The organism is Moorena producens 3L (genome assembly GCF_000211815.1).
Taxonomy (GTDB): domain Bacteria; phylum Cyanobacteriota; class Cyanobacteriia; order Cyanobacteriales; family Coleofasciculaceae; genus Moorena; species Moorena producens.
This window is the reverse complement of the sequence record NZ_GL890965.1, coordinates 24809-45849: the sequence shown is the minus strand read 5'-3', so window position 1 is coordinate 45849 and position 21041 is coordinate 24809. Positions and strand designations below refer to the sequence as shown.

Below are 21041 nucleotides of genomic sequence, written 5' to 3'. Positions count from 1 at the left end.
ATTGACAAAATATCAGAACTTAACTTAGGTCAACCGATTCTGCCGAATATAACCGATTTTGCCGAATATATAGGAGGATGCCACGAGCGATCGCTCTAGCCATCTGGCTGCGATAGGCGGAAGTTTTCAGTTTAGCGGAGTCTTCATAGCCGGTTAGAAAACCAACTTCTACCAGAACTGCTGGCATGGAGGTTTTCCTGAGCACATAAAACCTCGCCCGTCGGGTACGTCGGTCACTAATATCCACGCTCCGCAAGATAGTGTAGTGGATGGTTTGGGCAAGACTCTGACCAGTAGAGTAGTAGTAAGTTTCTAATCCATTCACATCCGGTCGGTTACGCCCGATAGCATTAGCGTGGATGCTGACAAATAAATCAGCATCAGTCCGTTCTGCCACTTGAACTCGTCCATTCAGACTGATGAATCGGTCATCTGAGCGAGTCATGACAACCTGGATCCCCTGTTTTTCCAACAGCGCTTCCACCTGTCGGGAAATCGACAAATTAACATCCTTCTCTTGTATACCCCCAATCCCAATAGCACCAGGGTCTTTGCCACCGTGTCCGGCATCAATGACCACTACCAGGCGCTCTTTGGGAACCCGACGTCTGGGAATTGGTGGGCGAGTCCGGTTAGGCGGTGGCACAGGAATCGAGTTAGGCGGTGGCACAGGAATCGAGCGCGGGGGTATCCTGGTTGGCCTCCTTGATAGAAATGGTCTCAGTTGCAGAGCCAACAGCTGATCATTGAGCTGATTGAGGCTACCAATTCGGGTACCGTTTGATGGTTGTACCAGAATCAGCACCGTGTTTTTGTCCTCCTGCCGAACCATCACCTCTGATACGGGACTAGTGGTATTAAGTTGAGGGCCACTGAACTTCTCAGCTAGTTTGGCATTCGGTATAGTAATTTGGTAAGACTTTGAACGAGGATCCCATTTGCTAGTGGCTCTGACCCGTTGGTTAGCCTTAATCAATAGCTGAGTCTGATTACTAGCCAGTTCCACTGACCCAATGGTGGCTAACTTACCGGTATTAGCCGAGCCACGAGATTGAATCGGTTTCGTTGGCACTTTGGATGTTGGTCCATTATCTAAGCGTTGAGCTGGGATCCCCCTAGGGAAAATCAACACCCCTCCCAATCTTTGACTGAACGATGCCAGCCAATCAGGGCTGTCACTATCCACATTTAGGGTCATCCGGACAATCGGTGGGGACTCTTTTTTCTTTTCAAACTCGATTTTGCTAACCCCGTAGCGATTTACCTCCAAATCCTCCCCTAACAGACTCTCGGCAATTGTAACCCCTTCTAGGTCGATGTTAATGCGGCGGTTATTGCGACTTCGTTCGATTTGAATGATAGGTTTCCCACCATCGGTACTGACAAAAAATCCATTTCTATTGATCTGAAAGCCTTGGCGGCGAATCCCCGGATTGGATCTCGGAATAGTTGGATTGGATCTCGGAATAGTTGGCCGTGGTGGAGGGGATTGAGTGCGGGTCGGTGGCTGAGCCGGTGGTAGAGATGGCGGTGCTGGGTTAGGCAGAACCGGCAGTGACCCTCGATAAGGCTGAGGTAATTGTACAGTCCACTGATTGGGGCTAATACCCCGAAATTTTACCTGCTGGGGGTCTATAGTGTAACCAGGAGCCAATTCAACCACAATCCGAGTGGTTTGTCTCTCAAATTGACCCACTCGCACTTCTCGAATCGCCCCGCTTAGACGCTGATTTGTTGATGGACCTCCGACGTTAATTCCCGGTAAATCAATCACTAACCGGGTAGGATTAGAAATGAGTTGGGCTGTGGGTTGTACACCCACATCAGTGGTAAATTCCAGGCGATTCTGATTGCGATCATATTGCCAAAATAGTAGTTCACGGGCTTGAGCCGCCAATGAAAATAGAGAAAATGTCAAAGAGCTGGAGAGTAGCAGTAGCCAGCGAAACCTCACAATTCTTACTCCTGTATCATGTATCTTAGGTAATTGGTTATAGCAATTGGTTATAGCAATTGGTTATACCAGCTGTTAGCGGTTAAGTATTAGACCCCAACAGCTGCCTAGAGTAGGCTATAGTTAACCGCTAATCCCTAACCACTCACGATGAATACCCCTAATTAATAGCCCAGTCAAGCAATGTCTAGTCTGTTTGACTAATAAGATTAATCTGATTAATCTTATTAAAACCGTTAACAGACTCGGACGTAGAGTAGCTTGGTTAAGTTTCAAGAGTTTCAGTATACACGGGTTTCTCTGAATCGAAAATTTGGTTTTAGTTAACACACTTAGCTTTGTCAAATCTTAAAGCATACACAATCAACTAAATTGAACAGGATTCTTCAAGAATCCTGCATCAATAATTGTCTTTAATCAGCAAGCTCAGATAGCTTAGCAACAAGTCTCAAGACTCTCCAGCTGTTTCCACCGGCTCAGATGGCTCTTGAAAGACCAACCGCAACAAAGGCGGAGCGATAAAAGTCGTTAAAATAACCATCATGATAATCGCTGCTTCAGTGGCTTCTGAAAGAGCACCACTTGCTGAACCAACACCAGCAAAGACTAGCCCCACTTCACCTCTGGGAATCATGCCAACCCCAATAGCCAGACGGTTAATTCCTGATTGACCAAAGACTGTCAATCCTGTGATCACCTTACCAAGAATTGCCACCACAATCAGGAAAGTTGCCAAGATCAAACCCTCGCGATTACTGGGAACTGCTGGGTTAAGCACACTCAAATCAGTTTTGGCTCCCACAGTAACAAAGAAGATGGGCACAAGTATATCTGCCACTGGTAAGACCTGTTCTTCTAATTCTCGACGCTTATCCGTCTCTGCCAAGACTAGCCCAGCAGCAAAGGCTCCCAAAATGGCTTCTAATTGGATAGCTGTGGCAATATAGGACAAGACAAAGGCAAAAATGAGTGCTGTCAGTAATACCTGACCTCGGGTTTTCATTTCCTTGACCAAGGCAACGAAATACGGACCGAGGAAGCGACCGATTAGAATTGCTCCAACTAGGAAGACACCAGCACTAATAATCAAATAGATCACATTAGTGATCACGACTTCCCCAGTTTTTGCCAGACTAGCCACCACAGCCAGGACGATAATTCCTAGGACATCATCGAGTACGGCAGCACCAATGATAATTTGCCCTTCTTTAGAACTCAACTGTCCAATTTCTGCTAGGACTTTAGCGGTAATCCCGATACTAGTGGCAGTTAGGGCAGCACCAGCAAAAATAGCAGGGACAGCAGAAATATGAAATAGGTAAGCTAAACCAGCAGTACCAGCAGCAAAGGGGACAACCACGCCAACTACAGCTACCACAGCAGCCTGCGGACCAACACGGATCAGTTCTTTGAGGTCAGACTCTAGTCCAATTTCAAATAACAGGATGATAACGCCGAGTTCCGCTAAGACGGAAATCACCTCGCTAGTAGACTGAAATACTGAGTTGGTAGCTTCTGGGGTTAGACCAGCGGTAGTTTGCAGAAAGCTCATCATTAAGGAATTGCTAGCCACACTGCCCCCTTCTGGGAAAACTAGCAGATTTAGGGCAGAAACCCCGACAACTACACCACCGACCAATTCCCCTAATACCGGTGGTAAGTTAATCCGAGCACAAATTTCGCCTCCAAGTTTACTGGCGAAGTAGATCACCACTAGACTCAATAGCACTCCTGCAAGAACCAGTGAACCGTTTTCTGCTTCATTAGCATTAGCAGTGGCTTCCGTTGCTGTTGCCAATAGGGATGGCAGAGGGTGTTCAGGGGGGAGGAATGGTAAGGGGGTGAGGAGATTCACCCAGGCAGTTGTATCAGCCATGTAGTTGCGAATAAATCATTCATTATACTTTACAAAAATTATGGCAATCCTTGAGCCTCTCAGGTCTAGTCAGGGGCTCAAACTAAGCTAGTACTCTGTCAATGGAGTTTTGATGCTTAGGTGTTAGGTGTTATGTATTAAATGTTAGATGTCAGGTTTGAGGTGTTAGATGTTGGGTTAAGTTATGGTACTTAATTCCTAATCAAGGGCGTGCCAACAAACCAACTTGTCTAGGAGAAGAACAACCCGATCGCTTGGTTAAAAGAGCTCATGGGGAAAATCATCACATCTTAACCTTTCGTATTCTTTGAGAGCCCACTCATTCTCTTCAGTGTATTTGGTTACCAGCTTAATGCATTGCTGTCTACGTCGATCCTGCTCCTGAGCTTGTTGTTGTGCTTTTTCTCTAGCTATGCGTTGAGCCTCTTGCTGGGCTTGTCGTCTGACTCGTTGAGCATCTTGCTGGGCTTGTCGTCTGACTCGTTGAGCTTCTTTGTGGGCTTCTATGGTAGAAATTTTAGCATCTGCCCTGTCTATAATTGGTTCAACTTTCTTTTGCCAATAGCTAGTGGTCACCCTCCTAGCCTTTTGCTTAGCCTGTTGCCATTGACCTGCCTCCAGAGCTTGAAGTGCTTGTTTGCGAATCGATACATTCACAGCCCACTCTTGTTTCCATTGGGCAATGGTCTCGGGTAATCTTTGACGAATCAGATTAGTTTCAGGAATGACTTGAGTTAGAGCAATGGCTTCATTGAGCTTCCCTTGTTCCTGATACAGCTTGGTAGCTTTCTGAAATAGGCGGTTAGACCACTGATTAATTAACTGTTGTGCCTCTTGGTAAGGAGCACTATCTGGGGTCAGTTTATTGGCCTCGATAATTGCGTCTTTAAATTGGTTCGCTGCAGCTAGTATCTTAGCTTTGCCAAATAGTTTCTGGGCACACTCATTAAAAATCACCTGAGTCTGTTGATATATAGGCGACTTTTCAGGAATAGTCGTGGCTTTATTGATGCATTCTTCATATTCCCGTTCTGATCGGTGCTTCTGAATCTCTTCTAAGCGTAATAGTAGATTTCGATAACTTTGCCATTCTTGATATGACCAACCTAGCCCTGCACCAATGACAGCAACTGCTAGCCACATCCCTACCATTCGCAGCCATTGGTTGGTTGGGGGCGAAGACACAGGTGGAATTGAAGGTGGAAGGGATGGCACAGGATTTCCTCCTGAGAGTGGATGCGGTGGAATAGTAACTATACTATTTTGAACACATCTATCCGCTTTCTGCTATAGCTGCATTTCAGTAATGACACCCAAACCCCAAACCCCAAACCCCAAACCCCTAGGGAATTGTGCATCTTCCCAAAAGTGTCCAGTCCCAGCCCCTCTATAAAATCATCCGGACAAAATTAATTCGTCTTTCAGGAAACTGTAATATTACTGCTGTAGTCTTCAAAGAAGAGTCCCAAGTTGTAGGGACAATCTGGATGGTTTTCTTGGGTACACCGAAGACGCATTAATAAGTGACACATTAAGACCAACCAGCTGGGTGCTGTTAGCCGTAAGGTTGAATCTAGATAGGCTGCAAATGAGGTTGAGGCAAATATGAATGCTCCTACTTTTCTAAATCGGCAAAACCAAAATCGACAGTGGTTCCCAATGTCCCGTAAAAACCACAGGCATTTAGCGCCAGTGAGGCTAGTGCCTAGAAAAAGCCACATACACTCTGTGAAAAGCCTGCGCACCTTAGCAAACTCGAAAGTGAAACAAGGGGATTACAACAGTGCGATCGCATTGTTAACCCAGTTGATTAATCTCAATCCCACCAGCGCATCAGACTACAACAATCGGGGATTGCTGTATTTCCAAAGTGGTCAGCCCTACAAAGCCTTATTTGATTACAATCAGGCACTGGGAATTGATCCAACATTGGACAGTGCTTACAACAATCGCGCTAATTATTATGCATCAGTTGGGCAACTGGCTGAAGCCCTCACCGACTACGAGCAAGCTATTGATCTCAATCCGGGAAATATCCGCACCTGGATTAACCAAGGGATCACCTTCCGGGAATTGGGATTGTACGATTTAGCCCTAGAAAACCTTGACATGGCTCTAATGCTGGGATGCCTGGAAGACCATGTCTATGCTCAGAGAGGGCGTACTTACCATCTCAGGGGTGACTGGAACTGTGCCATCAGCGACTATCACAAGGCTCTGAAGTGGCTGCCAAAGTCTGGTTCTTCTGATTCCTTGCGCGAGAAAGTGGAAAATTGGATCAATGATTTGCTTAAGCCACTGAGAGCTTGAAGGGGTTAGTGCTTAGCTCTAACGGTCCCAAACAGCGATTCGACCTAGGAGACGCTACGCGAACGCATCGAGCCACCTCGACCTATTACCTTTAGCTCAGTTTATGCCCACCGGAAGTATAACTAATTTCCATCCCCTAAGTCGGGATCTTGCCAGACGACCTGAACCTGATTTGGATCACGTCGTAAGCTTTGCTCTCGCATTACTTTCTGGGCTTGCCTGGGGTCAAAAGAGCGACTGAATTCACGGCGCAATTTATTCACTCGTGTTTCAGTTCGCTTCACCTCTCGTTTGACTTCTCGCAACTTGGCTTGCTGTGAGAGATGATAAGGTAATAGTTCCATTAGTGCGGTAATCGCAGCGGCACAGAGAACTAGGTTAACAAGTAACTTAGCAGTAGTTTCACCAGCAACTGCCCCGTAAGACTGTCGCTGCGGACGGTGCTTGATTCGAGGAACTCTTCGGCGAGGTTTTGATGGTAGCCGAGTTGAGTGAGGGGGTTGGATTGCGTTCATTTCCGTTTACAATGCCACGCTGGCACACCAGCGCCCTTGGGTTTATTATTGGGTTGATTAGGATAGAGTTTTGAGTATGCACCTTTTATTTAGCCAGATAATTTAGCTAAAGAATAGTCTTTATGGAAGAATCAAACCCCCAAATAGACTAAGAGCTTAGCATAATGTGAGTTCGATCACATAAATTGCCTGGTGTTGACTCCAATCCAAGGGAAAGGATCTTCCACTCAGGATAATAATTCAGAATTATTGCTTATAATATATAAAATATCTATTAACATTCCCAGGTAGACTGGCGTTGGCAGCCATCATTCAAATCCAATTCCCCTCCCGTTATACCCGCGTATGAAGCGCGGGAAAGGGGGCTTATAGAGTGTGGACGCAGGTGACCCACACAGCCCGGAGACGAAACCTTAAAATAAGGTTTGAAGTTACCGTAAGATCAGGTCGCCTTTTTGGGTTGTAGGTTATGCAGAAAAGGTTTAAAACTGTTGTTATAAAGGCGACCTGATCTAAGGTTTCGTCTCTTGCCTTAATCATGGAGGCGCGCTTGACCCGTAATTAAATTCGCGCGATTGTCGCGCCTCAAAGTTTTAAGCCTTTTCAGCCAAGCCTCCCAACCATAAAGGCTGCCCCAGCGAGGGATTGCTCGCTGGGGTAACTTCTGACCCTTGGGAATTGGAGACTCAATCTGTTGCGCTTCTTGATGAGCTCTGCTAAGATTAAAAAATATTAATGCACCCAAAAGGTGCCGGTTTGCGCGCCAGCTGAAAAGCCGCTGCTAAAAGCGTAGATCAAGATGCAAGTAAGCTCAATGATTTGGTCAGAGAGTCTAGAGGCTGTTTGGCTCAGCCATTAAGAGTTTTATGCTCTTAAGAATCCCTGACTATAATCGCGTGATGAGCGTGAGCGAGTGTCAAGGATTTCACTAGCTTTAATGAGGCTTCGCCATTGATTAACTAGTTTAAGTGACATACTCCCACACGCTCATCGAAGATTACAGTGTGGGCTTCTTACCAACTCCAGCCATCGCGAACGGATACACGGGTTACTTTATTAACGACACGGGATGCCCCTCCGCGCCGGAACAATACAATAAGTTCTATTTTTAATTAGTAGGTGGCGGTTAGCTCTTAATTTGTTTTCCCTACTATTTTTAGTATAACGTTTTTCAGGCTGTTTATCAGAGTTCCTGTCCGCGATTCATCCCTGGAGACGAAACCTGATTGTTAGTGGAGCCAAAATCGGCAAAGTTTTAACCCTTTTACGCATAACCGACTAACCATAAAGGCGACCAGTACCTTACGGTAACTTTAAACACTCATGCTGGGCATTGAGATGTGGGATGAATCGCGGAGGAAGCTAACCCACCCAAATCCTAGATTATGGGTGGGTTAGTTAAACTATTTTGTTTATCCTTTGTCCGCTCTAGATCCAGGCCGCTTAGGAGCAAGGCTTTGAGCTTCCCAGGATTATTTGTAAAGTTCCGTAGACAGCCGGAATGCTAGAAATCCCGGAATCAAAGCCAGGAATAGAGCTCCGATAACTTGGGCATCTGAAATAGGCATCGTATACAATCTCCTTTATTTGAGCGATATTCTATACCATTCACGGTGCGCTTGACCTAGGCAAATTTAATTCGCCACGGGTCGCACCGAAGCCAACTAATTGGGCTAGTTCTGGAATTTTATCACAATCACTGGTCAAATCCAGATAATAGAATCCTTTTAGCTTGGGTTGATCTCAAATTGCGATCACAGCTATTACCTTGATCTTGCTGAAGGTTCGGTGTGGGCGTTGGAACCTCCCTGGGGTCGCAGCGCACTTTAATTATGATTAAATGTTAAGATTAATTAAATTAGATATCAAAGTTTTAGCAATTTAGGCGATTAAGTCTATTACATAGACTAAGTTAACCTTTTAAGACATTAATAATTTTTAATGCTAGACCAAATTCTTAACTCATCGTTTAATGTGGGGCTTGAGGGTCCTGTGGTTTTGTTGATTCTGGTGGCACTAGAAGCTGTACTGTCTGCTGATAATGCGATCGCGTTAGCTGCGATCTCCCAAGGCTTAGAAACCAAACAACTTCAACGCCATGCTCTTAACTTGGGCTTAGCAGTTGCCTATGTCCTACGAATCAGTTTGATTTTTACAGCCACTTGGGTAGTGCAGTTTTGGCAGTTTGAGTTATTGGGAGCAGCCTATCTGCTCTGGTTGGTCTTTGAGTATTTCACCTCTGATGAAGATGAACAACATCACCATCATGGCCCGAAGTTTACTTCTCTATGGCAGGCAATTCCCCTAATTGCTGTTACGGATTTAGCTTTTTCCTTGGATAGTGTCACGACAGCGATCGCAATTTCTGACCAGACCTGGCTGGTTATTGCTGGTGGCACCATTGGGGTAATTACCCTGCGCTTCATGGCGGGCTTATTTATTCGTTGGTTGAAAGAGTATGTCTATCTGGAGGATGCTGGCTACATCACCGTGGGCTTTGTGGGATTGCGGCTGTTGGTCAGAGCGATTAAACCGGAATTAGTGCCACCGGAATGGTTAATGATTGCTGCTATTGCCCTAGTGTTCATGTGGGGATTTTCTGAAAAGTCTAAGACCCCAGACCTGGAGCCAATTCCTGTGGAAAACCAAGGGCAACCGGCTTTGGGGAAAGAGCAAACCGCAAAAGAAGCTAGTCGCTAAAGGCTTTTCACAAGAGCCGGGAAGAATTCCCCCATCTCCCAATCAATGATACCAACGCTCACCAAACATGGGTAGAGCGTTGGACTTCCGGTCTAAAGGTTCATGTTACTATTACTCGTAAAGCCAAGGGGTTATGGTTGGTTGCCAGCTAACTAGCTCTTCTTCCTTAAACCAGAGACTAATCTCGTTCTGCGCTGTCTCAATGGCATCTGAGCCATGGATAAGATTGCGACCTGTGTCTAAGCCATAATCGCCCCGAATGGTTCCTGGTTCAGCCTCCAGAGGTTTGGTAGCACCAATTATCTTTCTTGCGGAAGCCACTACTCCATTTCCTTCCCAGACCATTGCTACTACGGGACCAGAGATGATGAATTCGATTAGTTTGGGAAAGAAAGGTCTCTCTTTGTGAACAGCGTAATGCTGTTCGGCAAGTTCACGGCTGACGTTCATCAGCTTCAGCCCAACTAAGGTAAAACCTTTTGTCTCAAAACGCTGGATGATTTGACCAACAAGATTCCGTTGTACACCATCCGGCTTAACCATCAGAAATGTCCGTTCCAAGTTTATCTCCTCAAATTGTTTAACTCAGCTCAATCTTCGGCATAGCCTTTCCCATGATATTCCCTTCGGACTAAGATTCAAGCCCGCCCTATTGCTAGTTGAATTAACTGATCCACCAATTCTGGAAAAGAAACACCTGTAGCTGCCCACAGTTGGGGATACATACTGGTTGCTGTAAAACCTGGTAAGGTGTTAATCTCGTTGATGAAGATTTCCCTAGTGGCTTCGACATAAAAGAAGTCTACCCGTCCTAAACCAGCCCCATCAACGGCAGTAAACGCCTGGATTGCCATTTCCTGAATCTGGGTAATGACGTCAGTGGGCAAGGGAGCGGGGATTAACAAGTCCGCTTGACCCTGAGTGTATTTGGTTTCGTAGTCATAGAAATCACTCTCATAGGTAATTTCACCAACTACTGAGGCTTTGGGATGATCGTTCCCTAGTACAGCACACTCTACTTCTCGCCCTACTACTCCTTCTTCTACAATCAACCTGCGGTCATAACTAGCAGCCTTATCTAAGGCCGCTTCTAATTCAGAACGCGATCGCACTTTGGCAATCCCGACCGATGAGCCTAAATTAGCTGGTTTGACAAAGTAGGGATAGTTTAAGGTTTCTTCAATTTGGTCACAGAGTTTGGTAAATACACAGGGATCGGACCAAACTTGCGATCGCAAAACTTCCATGTATTTGACTTGGGGTAATCCCGCTTGGGCATATACTGTTTTCATTACCAGCTTGTCCATGCCTACAGCTGAACCCAGAACACCACTACCCACAAAGGGAACTCCCATCAGCTTTAGTAATCCCTGAACTGTGCCATCTTCCCCATTGGGACCATGGAGGATGGGAAACCAGACATCTACCTCACTGACAACGGCAGGAAATTGCCAGACATTACCGCTAGGAGCAGATTCCAGGGGTGTTCCCGAGTCTAAAACCTGTGCGATAGTTTCGACCGCTGTCCAGATGCCATTTTTTTGAATGTACACTGGCACCACTTCGTACTTAGAGGCATTTTCGTCGGCACATAGAGCGTTTGCGATCGCTCTTGCAGAACTAATGGAAACTTCGTGTTCTCCTGAGACACCACCAAACAGCAGTCCAACTGTGCGTTTTGTCATAGCACTATAAAGTTAATTAAAAATCCTCTAATAAAGAACCCAAGCGACTTAGTAACGGATCAGATTGATCAGCCTCTTTTTCCAATCCTGCTTTAGCCGTCCCATCTGAGTCTCTAGTCGCTTTTGCTGTGGATGCCTGTGCTGTTAAGCCAGACACATCCGTCGTACTAAAATTCGACAGCACCGTTTCTACACCAGCAACTTGCTGTTTTAAGTGTTCGAGTTGTTGATGAGAACGGTCATCGACTTGCTTGACCTGTTGGATTAAGGCCGTCAATTGATCATCAAGTTGGTCAGAGGATTCTTCAGTAGATATAACTTGCTCTAATTTCCCAAGCTGCTGTTGTAACTGGGTCAATTGTTCAGTTGTATTAGAGTCTATTTCCTCAATTCGTTGAGTCAGATCACTTAGCTGATTATTGACTTGGCTAGGACTCTGAACCGATAACGCCTGTACCACTTCAGTTAATTGCTGCTGCAGTTGGGTTAGCTTGTCTTCAAGATTTCCAACACCGGTTGTTTCCTCGGTTGTTTCTTTGGTTGTTTCCTGGGAGGATTTCTTTTCCTCAGAGGACTCTGGTTTCAACAGAAACTCTTGGAGAGCTTGCTTGCACAACATGCTAAAGCTAGGATACTGACCCTTAGCTAGTTCTTTCTCCACTACCTTTAGTAGGGCTTGATCCTCCCGGTTAGCGGTAAATGCTACTGTTTTATTTACTTTTTTTGCTATAGGTGCCATGGTAATTATGCCTATAATCTTATCGGATAATTACAATACAATTTATCTACAAGTTATCGAGATGCTGACTGCTTCTGCACCTCTCCATAAATGTATTGTCCCAAAGCATTCGCTTTTCGAGAGGGTTGAGCTAAGTAACCCTTGAGTCTAGCTTCTTTGAAGATAAGTTGAAGATCATTCCAGAAGAATTGTCCACCACCACCCGTCACCACTACGTCTGTGGTGCGTTCTGGTAGCCAAGCGAGCAAACGATCAGACAGTTCACGGGCAAAACTTTTGCGCAAACTCGGTATAATTTCGTCGAGGTCTGTGGGCTGAGCAGCACCTTTAGGACGATAGAAGCGCTCTCCTTCTGGACGATTAACCGCTTTGATTAATAGCAAAGATTGACTGTCAGCTCCCTGAATTTGGGCAGCTAATTGATCATAGAACTCATTCATGGCAAATGCTTCACTCTGAGATGCTCCTCGGGCAAATCGGAACGAATCTGCCATGATAAAGTCAGTGGTTTGGTGGCCAATATCCACAACGGCGACGGAACGGTCATGTAATCCGCCATCGGATGGATCGTTTTCCTGAACTTCAACCCAGATCAAACTACCATAGCCCTCTGGTATCACCCAAACTTTTTTAATCGTAATCGACACTGGTTCCCCTCTGTAGTACATGACATGAGGTGAAGCCAGGATACCAATTAATTCCTCTTTTTCACGCTCAAACTGCTCTTGGGAATGGTAGGGCAATCCCATGATAATTGCCAAGTCACCTTGAAGCTCGAAATGTCCTACGCAGGCAAAGACTTTTATCAAGGCATCTTCTACTTTCGATTGACCAACACCCAAGTTAGCTCCGAAGTCAGCAGCTAGTTGTCCAATGGCGTATCCTTTGCCTTGATACTCGAGCCAAATATCTAATAGAGGGTCACCCAGTCGAGCTTCAAACCCACCCCGACGCACTTGCTCAACGGTGAGATGGGCAACGTTGGCAGGAATTAGCACTACACCATCGGGGTAACGGCTGATACAAGCTTTAGTAGAGGTGCGACCTAAGTCAATGCTGAGAATAGGAACTTTGTTCACGAGGGTAGCAAGCTGTTTAGCAGTCATTCGTAGTATATAGCAGTTTGTTTAACTCAACTCACAAAAAATAGTCCGATGTTTGGAAGCCCCGTCTAGGCAAGAGCGGGGTGCGGACAATGATCAGGCTGTTTGCGATCGCTCTGGCACCAATGGCCAAAAATCAGTATACTAGGTCGGTTATAGACGCAGGTTCACTCAAGTCTGTCGGACACCTAAGATTACCAAAAAATTTGGGTTTAAAGCCCCGTCCTTATGGGAGTGTCAAAACCAATTTCCAATTACTAGATAAGGTGCCCAATAGGCGGGGCGAGCATATTGTCCTCCTGCTTCCAGTAAAGCGATTTGAGCAGCACGAAGCGCTTGGGCTTTGTTTAAGTTTGATTGTCGCAAACCCTGGTCAAATTGGGCAGCAATTTGGGCAGTAATTTGATCATTAATGAACCAAAGCGAGGCTAAAGCACTTCTGGCTCCTGCTTGAACAGCTACACCGGCTAAACCTAATGCTGCTCGGTCATCACCAGTGGCGGTTCGACAGGCAGTCAGGGATAGTAACTCCACTGGTTCAGTAGTACTAGCTACACTGCGAATTACCCGATCTAATTCATCAATGGTGAGTTGATTATTTTCCCCGGTGACTAGGAAAGTATCCTCCGGTTCAGTGCCGAACTCACCGTGAGTAGCTATGTGAATCATCGGGTAAACCGTTGTGCCTAATTCTTGTTGTAGGCGATCGCGGGGAAATTCCTCATCTAGTAGCTGTTTGCTCTCTGGTATGGTTTGTGTCACTGCCTTAACTTCTCTGGAGACATTGCTCAAGGCTTCAAATTCACGACATCTCGACTGGCAGTTAGGATATCGCTACGGATTGTTTCGAGAGTAGCGATCGCGTTTTCATAGGCTCCAATTGCCTCAGTTACTTTCCCCTGCTCCTTAAAAATCCGTGCTGTTTGCCACTCCCACAAGTACAGACTATCCTTTGCCAGCAAGTTTTGCTCAGCTGCTAGTCTAGCCTGTTGGCTTAACTCTAGGGCTTTGGTATACTGGTCACGACACTCATAGATATGACCCAGTTCCCCTAGGGCAAAGGATTGGGAGCGGTGGTCATTAATACGTTGCGCTATTTTTACGGCTTGGGTCAGGAGTGCAATAGCCTGGGGTTCTAGTTTGGGCTGATAGCATCGCATCCAGGGACTGGTTTCATGAGCCGGAGCAATCGGTTGCAAAAGGTTAGCTAACTCAATGGCAGCATAAACCTTATCCTGGGAATCTGGTAGACTTTCCAACAGGGAGTAGGCTTTTTGCCATTCTTTTTGCCATTCCGTAACACTAGCGCTATATTTATCAAGGCGGTAATACAAGGGAATCTCATTAAGCCTTGCCCGGATTTGACCGGATTGGTCGTTTTGAGTAATAGCTAGGTCGAGGCTTTTCTGAAAATACTTTAGTGCTTCGCTATCGTTATTCTTAGCTTTTTCTGCGAGTGCCGAAGCCTTTTTTGTGTACTCGATTTTTTCAGCAGAATTTGCCCGACGATAGCTGAGCTGAGCTTTGCTACTGTAGGCATTACCTAAACTATTCAGGGCTGAGGATTGATAGGCAAGGTGGTCAATGTCTTCTGCAATAGTTAAGCTCTCTTTGAGATAGTTAATCCCTAGATCGTACTTGCCCCTGAGGCGATAAGCATCCCCTAAACTCCCCAGAGCCGCAGCAACTCCCAGTTGGTCTTGATGGGTGCGAGCCAGTTGTAAAGCACTTTCTGGCACACAGGGGTTATCTTGGGGATTATCATAATTAATGGTACCACATAATAATGCGATCGCTTTTTGATTTTGCCCCAATTTACTATAAGCTTGAGCCAGTTCGGTAAGCATCCGCCCTACCTGTTGTAAATCACCCAGTTGCTGATAATTAGTGATGACTTGTTCCCAGTAGTTAATGGCTTGGTCGATTTGACCAATTTGCTGATAAGCTCTCGCTAGGTTTTCTATAACAATAGTTTGGTTAGGGCGGTTGTTGGTTTGTTGATAAGTAGTTAGGGCAGTTTGCCAATACTCTATAGCGCTAGTAAAATCTCCCAGTTGGTAGTGTTCCACCCCTTGTTGGACAAGTTGGCTAGCATCAGGAGATTGAGCTGTGGCTGGGTTTCCCACTTGCAGTTGCCAGGTGGTATGGGGAATATCACCGAGCCACAGGCTAATGGTGAGGCTGGATAGGAAAAGAAGTCCTAGAACGGTTCGGACACTGGATTGGCGGCTCATGGGAGAATGCCAGTTGCAGATTTAAATGATAGCAAAGGGAGCAGGGAGTCTGAAGTCTGAAGTCAGAAGTCTGAAGTCGGGAGTCGGGAGTCGGGAGTCGGGAGTCGGGAGTCGGGAGTCGGGAGTCGGGGGTAGGTTTTTACATTTAGGGTCAAAGGGGGAGTGTGGGATTCTTAATTCTCAATTCTTAATTCTCAATTCTTAATTCTTAATTCTTAATTCTCAATTCTCAATTCTCAATTCTCAATTCCCGATTCCCGATTCCCGATTCCCGATTCCCAATTCCCGATTCCCGATTCCCGATTCTTAATTCCAAAAAAAAATAGCCGTAGAAATACTATCCACGGCTATGGCAATCACATATGTCAGAAATTGCGATGCAGCGCGGTCTTGGGGAGCCAGTGCGGTCTTGGGGGTTCCCCCCATGAGCAACTGGCGTGGTTTCCCCCATGAGCGACTGCATCAAGACTCCGAAACCCAAGGCCACCGGGGGGAAAACCCCCCAGAAATTTAAGGTGTTATGGCAACAACCAATACTTGATCATAGTAGTCATTACTTCTCCTGGAATATCGGTCGGTTCTAGAGGTGTCCACTCGGCAATCTCCGCATAACCTAGGGAATAAAGCATGTGCATACTATTTATTACTGATTCACGAGGACCTTTGAGAGTGTGCTGAGTCGGTTTTTTCTTGAAATTGCGAGTAAATTTTTCTGACATTGTGAAAACGTTCAATGGGTTTATATTGATTATGGTAATGATTATAGTTTTGTTTGTCAAGGGTTTTAAAAATGTTTTATAGAATGTAGAATGTAGAATGTAGAATTTAGAATTAAGACTTTAAAAGTCAGCATTGCCTATTGCCTATTGCCTATTGCCTATTGCCTATTGCCTATTGCCTATTGCCTATTGCCTATTGCCTATTGCCTATTGCCTATTGCCTATTGCCTATTGCCTATTGCCTATTGCCTATTGCCTATTGCCTATTGCCTATTGCCTATTGCCTATTGCCTATTGCCTATTGCCTATTGCCTATTGCCTATTGCCTATTGCCTATTGCCTATTGCCTATTGCCTATTGCCTATTGCCTATTGCCTATTGCCTATTGCCTATTGCCTATTGCCTATTGCCTATTGCCTATTGCCTATTGCCTATTGCCTATTGCCTATTGCCTATTGCCTACTCCCTACTCCCTGCTCCCCTACATATATTCCTTAAAATCGTCTAAGGGTTCATCAAAATCATCAGGTAATGGTAGAACAAAGGTTCCTTTTAATATACCTGAACGACGTTTATTGCTAGCATATATAAAAACAGGGGCGAAACCGCGCCTATTCTAAATTATCTTGAATTACCAATTCTAAATTCTACATTCTAAATTCTAAATTCTAAATTCTAAATTCTACATTCCCAATTCTAAATTCTACATTCCCAATTCTAAATTCTACATTCTACATTCAGAAACCTTGCTATCCCAAGTAGCAGCCAGAATCGATATCATTGAAGAGCGATGCAGCGCGGTCTTGGGGAGCCAGTGCGGTCTTGGGGGTTCCCCCCATGAGCAACTGGCGTGGTTTCCCCCATGAGCGACTGCATCAAGACATAGACAACAGCAGCGTAACCTATCTGCTTGCGTGCAACTGTTGGCTGGAGTCAAATTTGATGAACAGTTAATTCAAGCTTATTTTCGGGAGGATATGATGCAAGAGTCAGTAGTTTATCAACGAATTATTCGCCAAGGATTAGAACAAGGAAAGCGCAATGAGGTTAAGTTAATTATCCGTCAAATTAGCCGTCGCTTAGGTGAAATCAATCCCCAATTACAAAATCAAATTGAGGAATTATCCTTTGAACAGTTGGAGGATTTAGGAGAAGCGTTGTTAGATTTTGAAACGGAAGTGGATTTGACCAATTGGTTGAAGCAGTTTAGGGATAAGTAAGATCCGGTTAGGTGTCGCACTCAGCTATCAGCTATCAGCTATCAGCTATCAGCTATCAGCTATCAGCTATCAGCTATCAGCTATCAGCTATCAGCTTTTTAAGAAAACAAGTAAGCATTCTTTTAATCTTTGTTACGTCAGCTGACGGCTGACGGCTGACGGCTGACGGCTGACGGCTGACGGCTGACGGCTGACGGCTGACGGCTGACGGCTGACGGCTGACGGCTGACGGCTGACGGCTGACGGCTGAATACTTACGGTTAACCACTCACATAGAAATGCTCCCTATTTTATAAAAACTTCACCCAATTGAAAAATGCTATAATTTATCAGGTTCTGCCTCTTGCCTTTCCCTAAGGGATATAGCGCTACGCGCAAGTTAGAAGTAAAAAGTCAGAAGTCAGAAGTAAGCTATGACTAAGTTAGGGTGCCCGTAGCCCATTAGCACCTCAAGTAGCGTGGGCGTAGCGCTTAGGCTGAATACTTAAATTGGCAGTGGCGGAAGATTGGTAAATCCAGGGTGCTTTCAATAAGTCTATTTTTTGAATAACTATTGTAGAGCAGTGGATGGCAATGACTGACAATACATCTGATGCCCAACTCGACTTTCTGTTAGAGGTACTAAAAGCAATTGCTTCCAGTAATGGTAATCAGCAGGTAGTTGAGAAATTACTGGAAGCAAATACAGATAAACTTAATCAGACCTTAGCAGATAAATTGCGGGATTCGGCAACAACTACTCTTGAAGAATTAAAACCAGATCAAGCCACATCCCTAGCAGCAAATATTGTTGAATTTAGCAAAATAGTAGCAAAATTATCCTTGGGTGACAAAGCTAGCAATATAGAAATTGCCATCACTGGCTATGAAGTCGCACTAACTCTTTACACCCGTGAAGATTTTCCGTTTGATTGGGGATTAACTCAAAGGAATCTTGGAAATGCTTACTTTAACAGAATCACAGGTCAGAAAGCAGAAAACCTTGAAATTGCCATCGCTTGTTACCAATTGGCTTTAGAAGTACACACCCATGAAGCTTTTCCGGTTGAATGGGCAAAGATTCAATACAATCTCGGTCTTGCTTACTCTAACAGAATCACAGGTCAGAAGTCGCAAAACCTAGAAGAGGCCATCGCTTGCTACAAATTGGCAGAAGTACGCACCCGTGAAGCTTTTCCTGAAGATTGGGCAAATACTCAATTCAGACTTGGGCTTGCTTACCGTAACCGAATAAAAGGAGAGAAAGCAGAGAATATAGAAGAAGCCATCGCTTGTTACCAAGAAGCTCTTAGAGTCAGAACCTTTGAGGCATTTCCAATTGATTGGGCAATGACACAATATAATCTCGGTAATGCTTACGGTGACCGCATCAAAGGTGAGAAAGCAGAGAATATAGAAGATGCGATCGCTTATTACCAAGAAGCTCTTAGAGTCAGAACCTTTGAGGCTTTTCCTGAAAAATGGGCAAATACACAAAATAATCTCGGAAATGCTCACTCTAACCGAATAAAAGGAGAGAAAGCAGAGAATATAGAAGATGCGATCGCTTGTTACCAAGAAGCTCTTAGAGTTCATACCTTTGAGGCTTTTACTTATGATTGGGCATCGACACAAAATAATCTCGGTAATGCTTACCGTGACCGCATCAAAGGAGAGAAAGCACAGAATATAGAAGATGCGATCGCTTGTTACCAAGAAGCTCTTAGAGTTCATACCTTTGAGGCTTTTACTTATGATTGGGCAAGGACTCAAAATAATCTCGGTAATGCTTACGGTGACCGCATCAAAGGTGAGAAAGCACAGAATATAGAAGATGCGATCGCTTGTTACCAAGAAGCTCTTAGAGTCAGAACCTTTGAGGCATTTCCAATTGATTGGGCAATGACACAATATAATCTCGGTAATGCTTACGGTGACCGCATCAAAGGTGAGAAAGCAGAGAATATAGAAGATGCGATCGCTTGTTACCAACAGGCTCTTAGAGTTTTTACCTTTGAGGCATTTCCAATTGATTGGGCAAGGACACAAAATAATTTCGGTGCTGCTTGCTATCAAGGAATAAAAGGTGAGAAAGCAGAGAATATAGAAGATGCGATCGCTTGTTACCAACAGGCTCTTAGAGTTTTTACCTTTGAGGCTTTTCCCCAAAACTATCTACATACTAACCATAACCTTGGTTTTGCTTACCGAGATGCTCAAAATTTACCGGAAGCTTACAAGGCTTTTGATGCTGCCATTAAAATAGTAGAATTCCTGCGAGATGAAATTATTTCTGGTTCTGGAGTAGAAGAATACAAGACTAAACTAGCTGAAGAGAACCACCGAAGCTATGGAGGCATGGTAGAAGTTTGCCTAGCCTTAACTAAAATCACTGAAGCCATTGACTATGTTGAACGGAGCAAAACCGGCAATTTAGTTGAAGAGATTCTCAGCCGTGACCTGAAAACTATCTTTCCTGTAGATGTTGCTACTCAACTAGAAAAATACAGGGATGAAATAGCAGCAGGTCAGAACCAAATCCAACAGGGAAAAGCTGACAATCCAAAAGTGTTAGCACAACGTCTTCAAGAATTGCGACAGCAGCGCAATGATTTACAAGACTACTATTTCCCTATCGGTTCTAGGTTTAAGTTTGAGCAATTTCAGCAGAAGCTGGATCACCACACTGCCATTGTCGAGTTTTATATTATAAGGGATAAGCTGCTCAGTTTCATCTTTACCGGTCAAACCCAGCAGCCTATCGTTTGGGAATCTGAGCCAAAAGACTTTTACAAATTAATAAAATACCTCAAAGGCTATCTCATAGCCTACTATACCAAAAAATACCATTGGCAACGCCGTCTGAATACTCGCCTCCATCTGTTGGCAAAAATTCTGCACATAGATGAAATCATTCAGCAAATACCACCACAGTGCGATCGCTTAATTTTAATCCCCCATCGCTATTTACATTTGTTCCCCCTTCATGCTTTACCGATTACCAGTCAGCAGGGAGAAGGTAAATCTGAAATTCTAATGGATCGCTTTCCAGCAGGGGTAAGTTACGCCCCTAGCTGTCAACTACTCCAACTTACTCAAACCAGAAAACGCCCAGAAGAGTTTACCCACCTATTTGCGGTTCAAAATCCCAGTGCTGATTTGGATTACACTCCTATGGAAGTAGACGTAATTAAAAGCTACTTCAATCCACCACCAGATACAGAGGTTCTTGTGGAAAACGCTGCTACCAAAGCCGCCATCGATAGCAAAGCTCTCAACAGTTACCACTGTTTACATTTTAGCTGTCACGGTTACTTTAATTACCAAGAACCCCGGAAATCCGCTCTAATTCTGGCCAATGCCCAACCGGCATCTGCTGAACCCAATTCGGAGCGCTATTTGCGGATAAGTGACGAGGAAATCTTTGACCTAGAGAAATGTCTGACTATCGATCAAGTCTTTGACCTACAATTAGAACAATGTCGCCTGGTCACCCTTTCGGCTTGTGAAACTGGATTAATCGACTTTAAGAACATCAGCGATGAATACATTGGGTTACCCAGTGGTTTCCTAGTTGCTGGAAGTCCAGCAGTAGTTAGTAGCTTGTGGAAGGTAAACGATTTATCGACAGCGTTGTTGATGATTAAATTTTATCAGAATCTGCGAGAGCAGATACCTTTAGCAGTTGCCCTTAACCAAGCGCAACTCTGGCTGCGGGATAGCACCAAAGAAGAATTAGAGGAGTGGGCAAACCACTTGCCCTTGAGTCGGAATCATCGAGCACAGTTAGGTGACACTTTTTATAAGCGGGGTTCTATGGAAAAACCTTTTCAGAACCCCTACTATTGGGCAGCTTTTGTTGCCATTGGTAACTAGTATAGCAAGGGAAGTATAGTTTAGGATATAGTCTTTTAGTTGAAAGGGAGCAGGGAGCAGGGAGCAGGGAGCAGAAGATGTCTTAAGCTTTACTTCGACTGCTATAGTTTATAGTAATTAAATTGGGATAT

At 44.8% G+C, this 21041-nt stretch carries 20 protein-coding genes; 6 read left to right on the top strand and 14 right to left on the bottom strand.

Annotated features, from left to right (window positions below):
- Positions 1-19: 19 nt before the first annotated feature.
- From LYNGBM3L_RS26600 to LYNGBM3L_RS26590, 3 genes are all read right to left on the bottom strand, one after another.
- Complete coding sequence (locus tag LYNGBM3L_RS26600) at positions 20-1954, bottom strand: N-acetylmuramoyl-L-alanine amidase (RefSeq protein WP_044494951.1); 1935 nt, start codon at positions 1952-1954, stop codon at positions 20-22.
- A gap of 448 nt (positions 1955-2402) precedes the next feature.
- Positions 2403-3830: a cation:proton antiporter gene (locus LYNGBM3L_RS26595; protein ID WP_008188710.1), complete on the bottom strand. Its 1428-nt coding sequence runs from the start codon at positions 3828-3830 to the stop codon at positions 2403-2405.
- Between the two features lie 258 nt (positions 3831-4088).
- Positions 4089-5045 (bottom strand): hypothetical protein, encoded by a 957-nt coding sequence (locus LYNGBM3L_RS26590; protein ID WP_131827072.1) that lies wholly within the window; start codon positions 5043-5045, stop codon positions 4089-4091.
- A 390-nt stretch (positions 5046-5435) separates the two neighbouring features.
- On the opposite strand from LYNGBM3L_RS26590, the gene LYNGBM3L_RS26585 reads away from it, so the two are divergent.
- Complete coding sequence (locus LYNGBM3L_RS26585; protein ID WP_044494947.1) at positions 5436-6140, top strand: tetratricopeptide repeat protein; 705 nt, start codon at positions 5436-5438, stop codon at positions 6138-6140.
- A 122-nt stretch (positions 6141-6262) separates the two neighbouring features.
- Here LYNGBM3L_RS26585 and LYNGBM3L_RS26580 read toward each other — a convergent pair whose 3' ends face one another.
- Together LYNGBM3L_RS26580 and psaM are read right to left on the bottom strand one after the other, a co-directional pair.
- Positions 6263-6655 carry a slr1601 family putative cell division protein gene (locus tag LYNGBM3L_RS26580; RefSeq protein WP_008188704.1) on the bottom strand — a complete coding sequence of 131 codons (393 nt, stop codon included), beginning with the start codon at positions 6653-6655 and terminating at the stop codon, positions 6263-6265.
- Between the two features lie 1472 nt (positions 6656-8127).
- A complete protein-coding gene (gene psaM / locus LYNGBM3L_RS37160; RefSeq protein WP_071986952.1) occupies positions 8128-8223 on the bottom strand; it encodes a photosystem I reaction center subunit XII in 96 nt (31 codons plus the stop codon).
- A 373-nt stretch (positions 8224-8596) separates the two neighbouring features.
- Here psaM and LYNGBM3L_RS26570 point away from each other — a divergent pair, with 373 nt between their 5' ends.
- Positions 8597-9355 carry a TerC family protein gene (locus tag LYNGBM3L_RS26570; RefSeq protein ID WP_008188702.1) on the top strand — a complete coding sequence of 253 codons (759 nt, stop codon included), beginning with the start codon at positions 8597-8599 and terminating at the stop codon, positions 9353-9355.
- Between the two features lie 111 nt (positions 9356-9466).
- Here LYNGBM3L_RS26570 and ndk read toward each other — a convergent pair whose 3' ends face one another.
- The 6 genes from ndk to LYNGBM3L_RS26540 form a co-directional block, all read right to left on the bottom strand.
- Complete coding sequence (gene ndk, locus LYNGBM3L_RS26565) at positions 9467-9916, bottom strand: nucleoside-diphosphate kinase (RefSeq protein WP_044494944.1); 450 nt, start codon at positions 9914-9916, stop codon at positions 9467-9469.
- A gap of 77 nt (positions 9917-9993) precedes the next feature.
- Positions 9994-11040, bottom strand: coding sequence for a D-alanine--D-alanine ligase family protein (locus LYNGBM3L_RS26560; RefSeq protein WP_008188688.1), 1047 nt, complete (start codon positions 11038-11040; stop codon positions 9994-9996).
- A 16-nt stretch (positions 11041-11056) separates the two neighbouring features.
- Complete coding sequence (locus LYNGBM3L_RS26555; RefSeq protein ID WP_008188687.1) at positions 11057-11779, bottom strand: hypothetical protein; 723 nt, start codon at positions 11777-11779, stop codon at positions 11057-11059.
- A 53-nt stretch (positions 11780-11832) separates the two neighbouring features.
- Complete coding sequence (gene fcmB, locus LYNGBM3L_RS26550; protein ID WP_008188684.1) at positions 11833-12885, bottom strand: filament morphology actin-like protein FcmB; 1053 nt, start codon at positions 12883-12885, stop codon at positions 11833-11835.
- Between the two features lie 234 nt (positions 12886-13119).
- On the bottom strand, positions 13120-13674 hold the full coding sequence (locus LYNGBM3L_RS46725) for a CHAT domain-containing protein (RefSeq protein ID WP_008188682.1): 555 nt from the start codon (positions 13672-13674) through the stop codon (positions 13120-13122).
- A complete protein-coding gene (locus tag LYNGBM3L_RS26540) occupies positions 13671-15116 on the bottom strand; it encodes a tetratricopeptide repeat protein (RefSeq protein WP_008188680.1) in 1446 nt (481 codons plus the stop codon). Before LYNGBM3L_RS26540 ends, LYNGBM3L_RS46725 begins: the two co-directional genes overlap by 4 nt.
- 349 nt (positions 15117-15465) lie before the next feature.
- On the opposite strand from LYNGBM3L_RS26540, the gene LYNGBM3L_RS44370 reads away from it, so the two are divergent.
- The gene (locus tag LYNGBM3L_RS44370) at positions 15466-15630 is read left to right on the top strand and encodes a hypothetical protein (protein WP_008188677.1); all 165 of its coding nucleotides are present in this window, start codon (positions 15466-15468) and stop codon (positions 15628-15630) included.
- Positions 15631-15634: 4 nt separating this feature from the next.
- Here LYNGBM3L_RS44370 and LYNGBM3L_RS26535 read toward each other — a convergent pair whose 3' ends face one another.
- Positions 15635-15835, bottom strand: coding sequence for a hypothetical protein (locus tag LYNGBM3L_RS26535; RefSeq protein ID WP_008188675.1), 201 nt, complete (start codon positions 15833-15835; stop codon positions 15635-15637).
- Positions 15836-15968: 133 nt separating this feature from the next.
- On the opposite strand from LYNGBM3L_RS26535, the gene LYNGBM3L_RS37155 reads away from it, so the two are divergent.
- Entirely contained in the window at positions 15969-16343 is a 375-nt protein-coding gene (locus LYNGBM3L_RS37155) for a hypothetical protein (RefSeq protein WP_131827071.1), read from the top strand.
- Here LYNGBM3L_RS37155 and LYNGBM3L_RS37150 read toward each other — a convergent pair.
- Positions 16317-16394, bottom strand: a complete 78-nt coding sequence (locus LYNGBM3L_RS37150) for a DUF2281 domain-containing protein (RefSeq protein WP_229414730.1) — start codon at positions 16392-16394, stop codon at positions 16317-16319. The two genes, LYNGBM3L_RS37155 and LYNGBM3L_RS37150, sit on opposite strands and share 27 nt — an antisense overlap.
- Positions 16395-16749: 355 nt before the next feature.
- Between LYNGBM3L_RS37150 and LYNGBM3L_RS35525 the strand changes: the two genes are divergently transcribed.
- Positions 16750-17055 (top strand): DUF4351 domain-containing protein, encoded by a 306-nt coding sequence (locus tag LYNGBM3L_RS35525; RefSeq protein WP_008188671.1) that lies wholly within the window; start codon positions 16750-16752, stop codon positions 17053-17055.
- A 76-nt stretch (positions 17056-17131) separates the two neighbouring features.
- Here the strand turns inward: LYNGBM3L_RS35525 and LYNGBM3L_RS41795 are convergent, their stop codons facing one another.
- Positions 17132-17323: a hypothetical protein gene (locus LYNGBM3L_RS41795; protein WP_131827070.1), complete on the bottom strand. Its 192-nt coding sequence runs from the start codon at positions 17321-17323 to the stop codon at positions 17132-17134.
- A 299-nt stretch (positions 17324-17622) separates the two neighbouring features.
- On the opposite strand from LYNGBM3L_RS41795, the gene LYNGBM3L_RS26525 reads away from it, so the two are divergent.
- Positions 17623-20910, top strand: a complete 3288-nt coding sequence (locus tag LYNGBM3L_RS26525) for a CHAT domain-containing protein (RefSeq protein WP_008188669.1) — start codon at positions 17623-17625, stop codon at positions 20908-20910.
- Positions 20911-21041 lie beyond the last annotated feature (131 nt).

Bases quoted from the DNA above. Each gene is read 5' to 3' on its own strand.
- fcmB (WP_008188684.1), bottom strand. From the start codon at position 12,885: ATGACTGCTAAACAGCTTGCTACCCTCGTGAACAAAGTTCCTATTCTC.
- LYNGBM3L_RS26580 (WP_008188704.1), bottom strand. From the start codon at position 6,655: ATGAACGCAATCCAACCCCCTCACTCAACTCGGCTACCATCAAAACCT.
- LYNGBM3L_RS26525 (WP_008188669.1), top strand. From the start codon at position 17,623: ATGGCAATGACTGACAATACATCTGATGCCCAACTCGACTTTCTGTTA.
- LYNGBM3L_RS26585 (WP_044494947.1), top strand. From the start codon at position 5,436: ATGAATGCTCCTACTTTTCTAAATCGGCAAAACCAAAATCGACAGTGG.
- LYNGBM3L_RS26535 (WP_008188675.1), bottom strand. From the start codon at position 15,835: ATGTCAGAAAAATTTACTCGCAATTTCAAGAAAAAACCGACTCAGCAC.
- LYNGBM3L_RS26560 (WP_008188688.1), bottom strand. From the start codon at position 11,040: ATGACAAAACGCACAGTTGGACTGCTGTTTGGTGGTGTCTCAGGAGAA.
- LYNGBM3L_RS26595 (WP_008188710.1), bottom strand. From the start codon at position 3,830: ATGGCTGATACAACTGCCTGGGTGAATCTCCTCACCCCCTTACCATTC.
- LYNGBM3L_RS44370 (WP_008188677.1), top strand. From the start codon at position 15,466: ATGGCAATCACATATGTCAGAAATTGCGATGCAGCGCGGTCTTGGGGA.
- psaM (WP_071986952.1), bottom strand. From the start codon at position 8,223: ATGCCTATTTCAGATGCCCAAGTTATCGGAGCTCTATTCCTGGCTTTG.
- LYNGBM3L_RS26555 (WP_008188687.1), bottom strand. From the start codon at position 11,779: ATGGCACCTATAGCAAAAAAAGTAAATAAAACAGTAGCATTTACCGCT.
- LYNGBM3L_RS26570 (WP_008188702.1), top strand. From the start codon at position 8,597: ATGCTAGACCAAATTCTTAACTCATCGTTTAATGTGGGGCTTGAGGGT.
- LYNGBM3L_RS26540 (WP_008188680.1), bottom strand. From the start codon at position 15,116: ATGAGCCGCCAATCCAGTGTCCGAACCGTTCTAGGACTTCTTTTCCTA.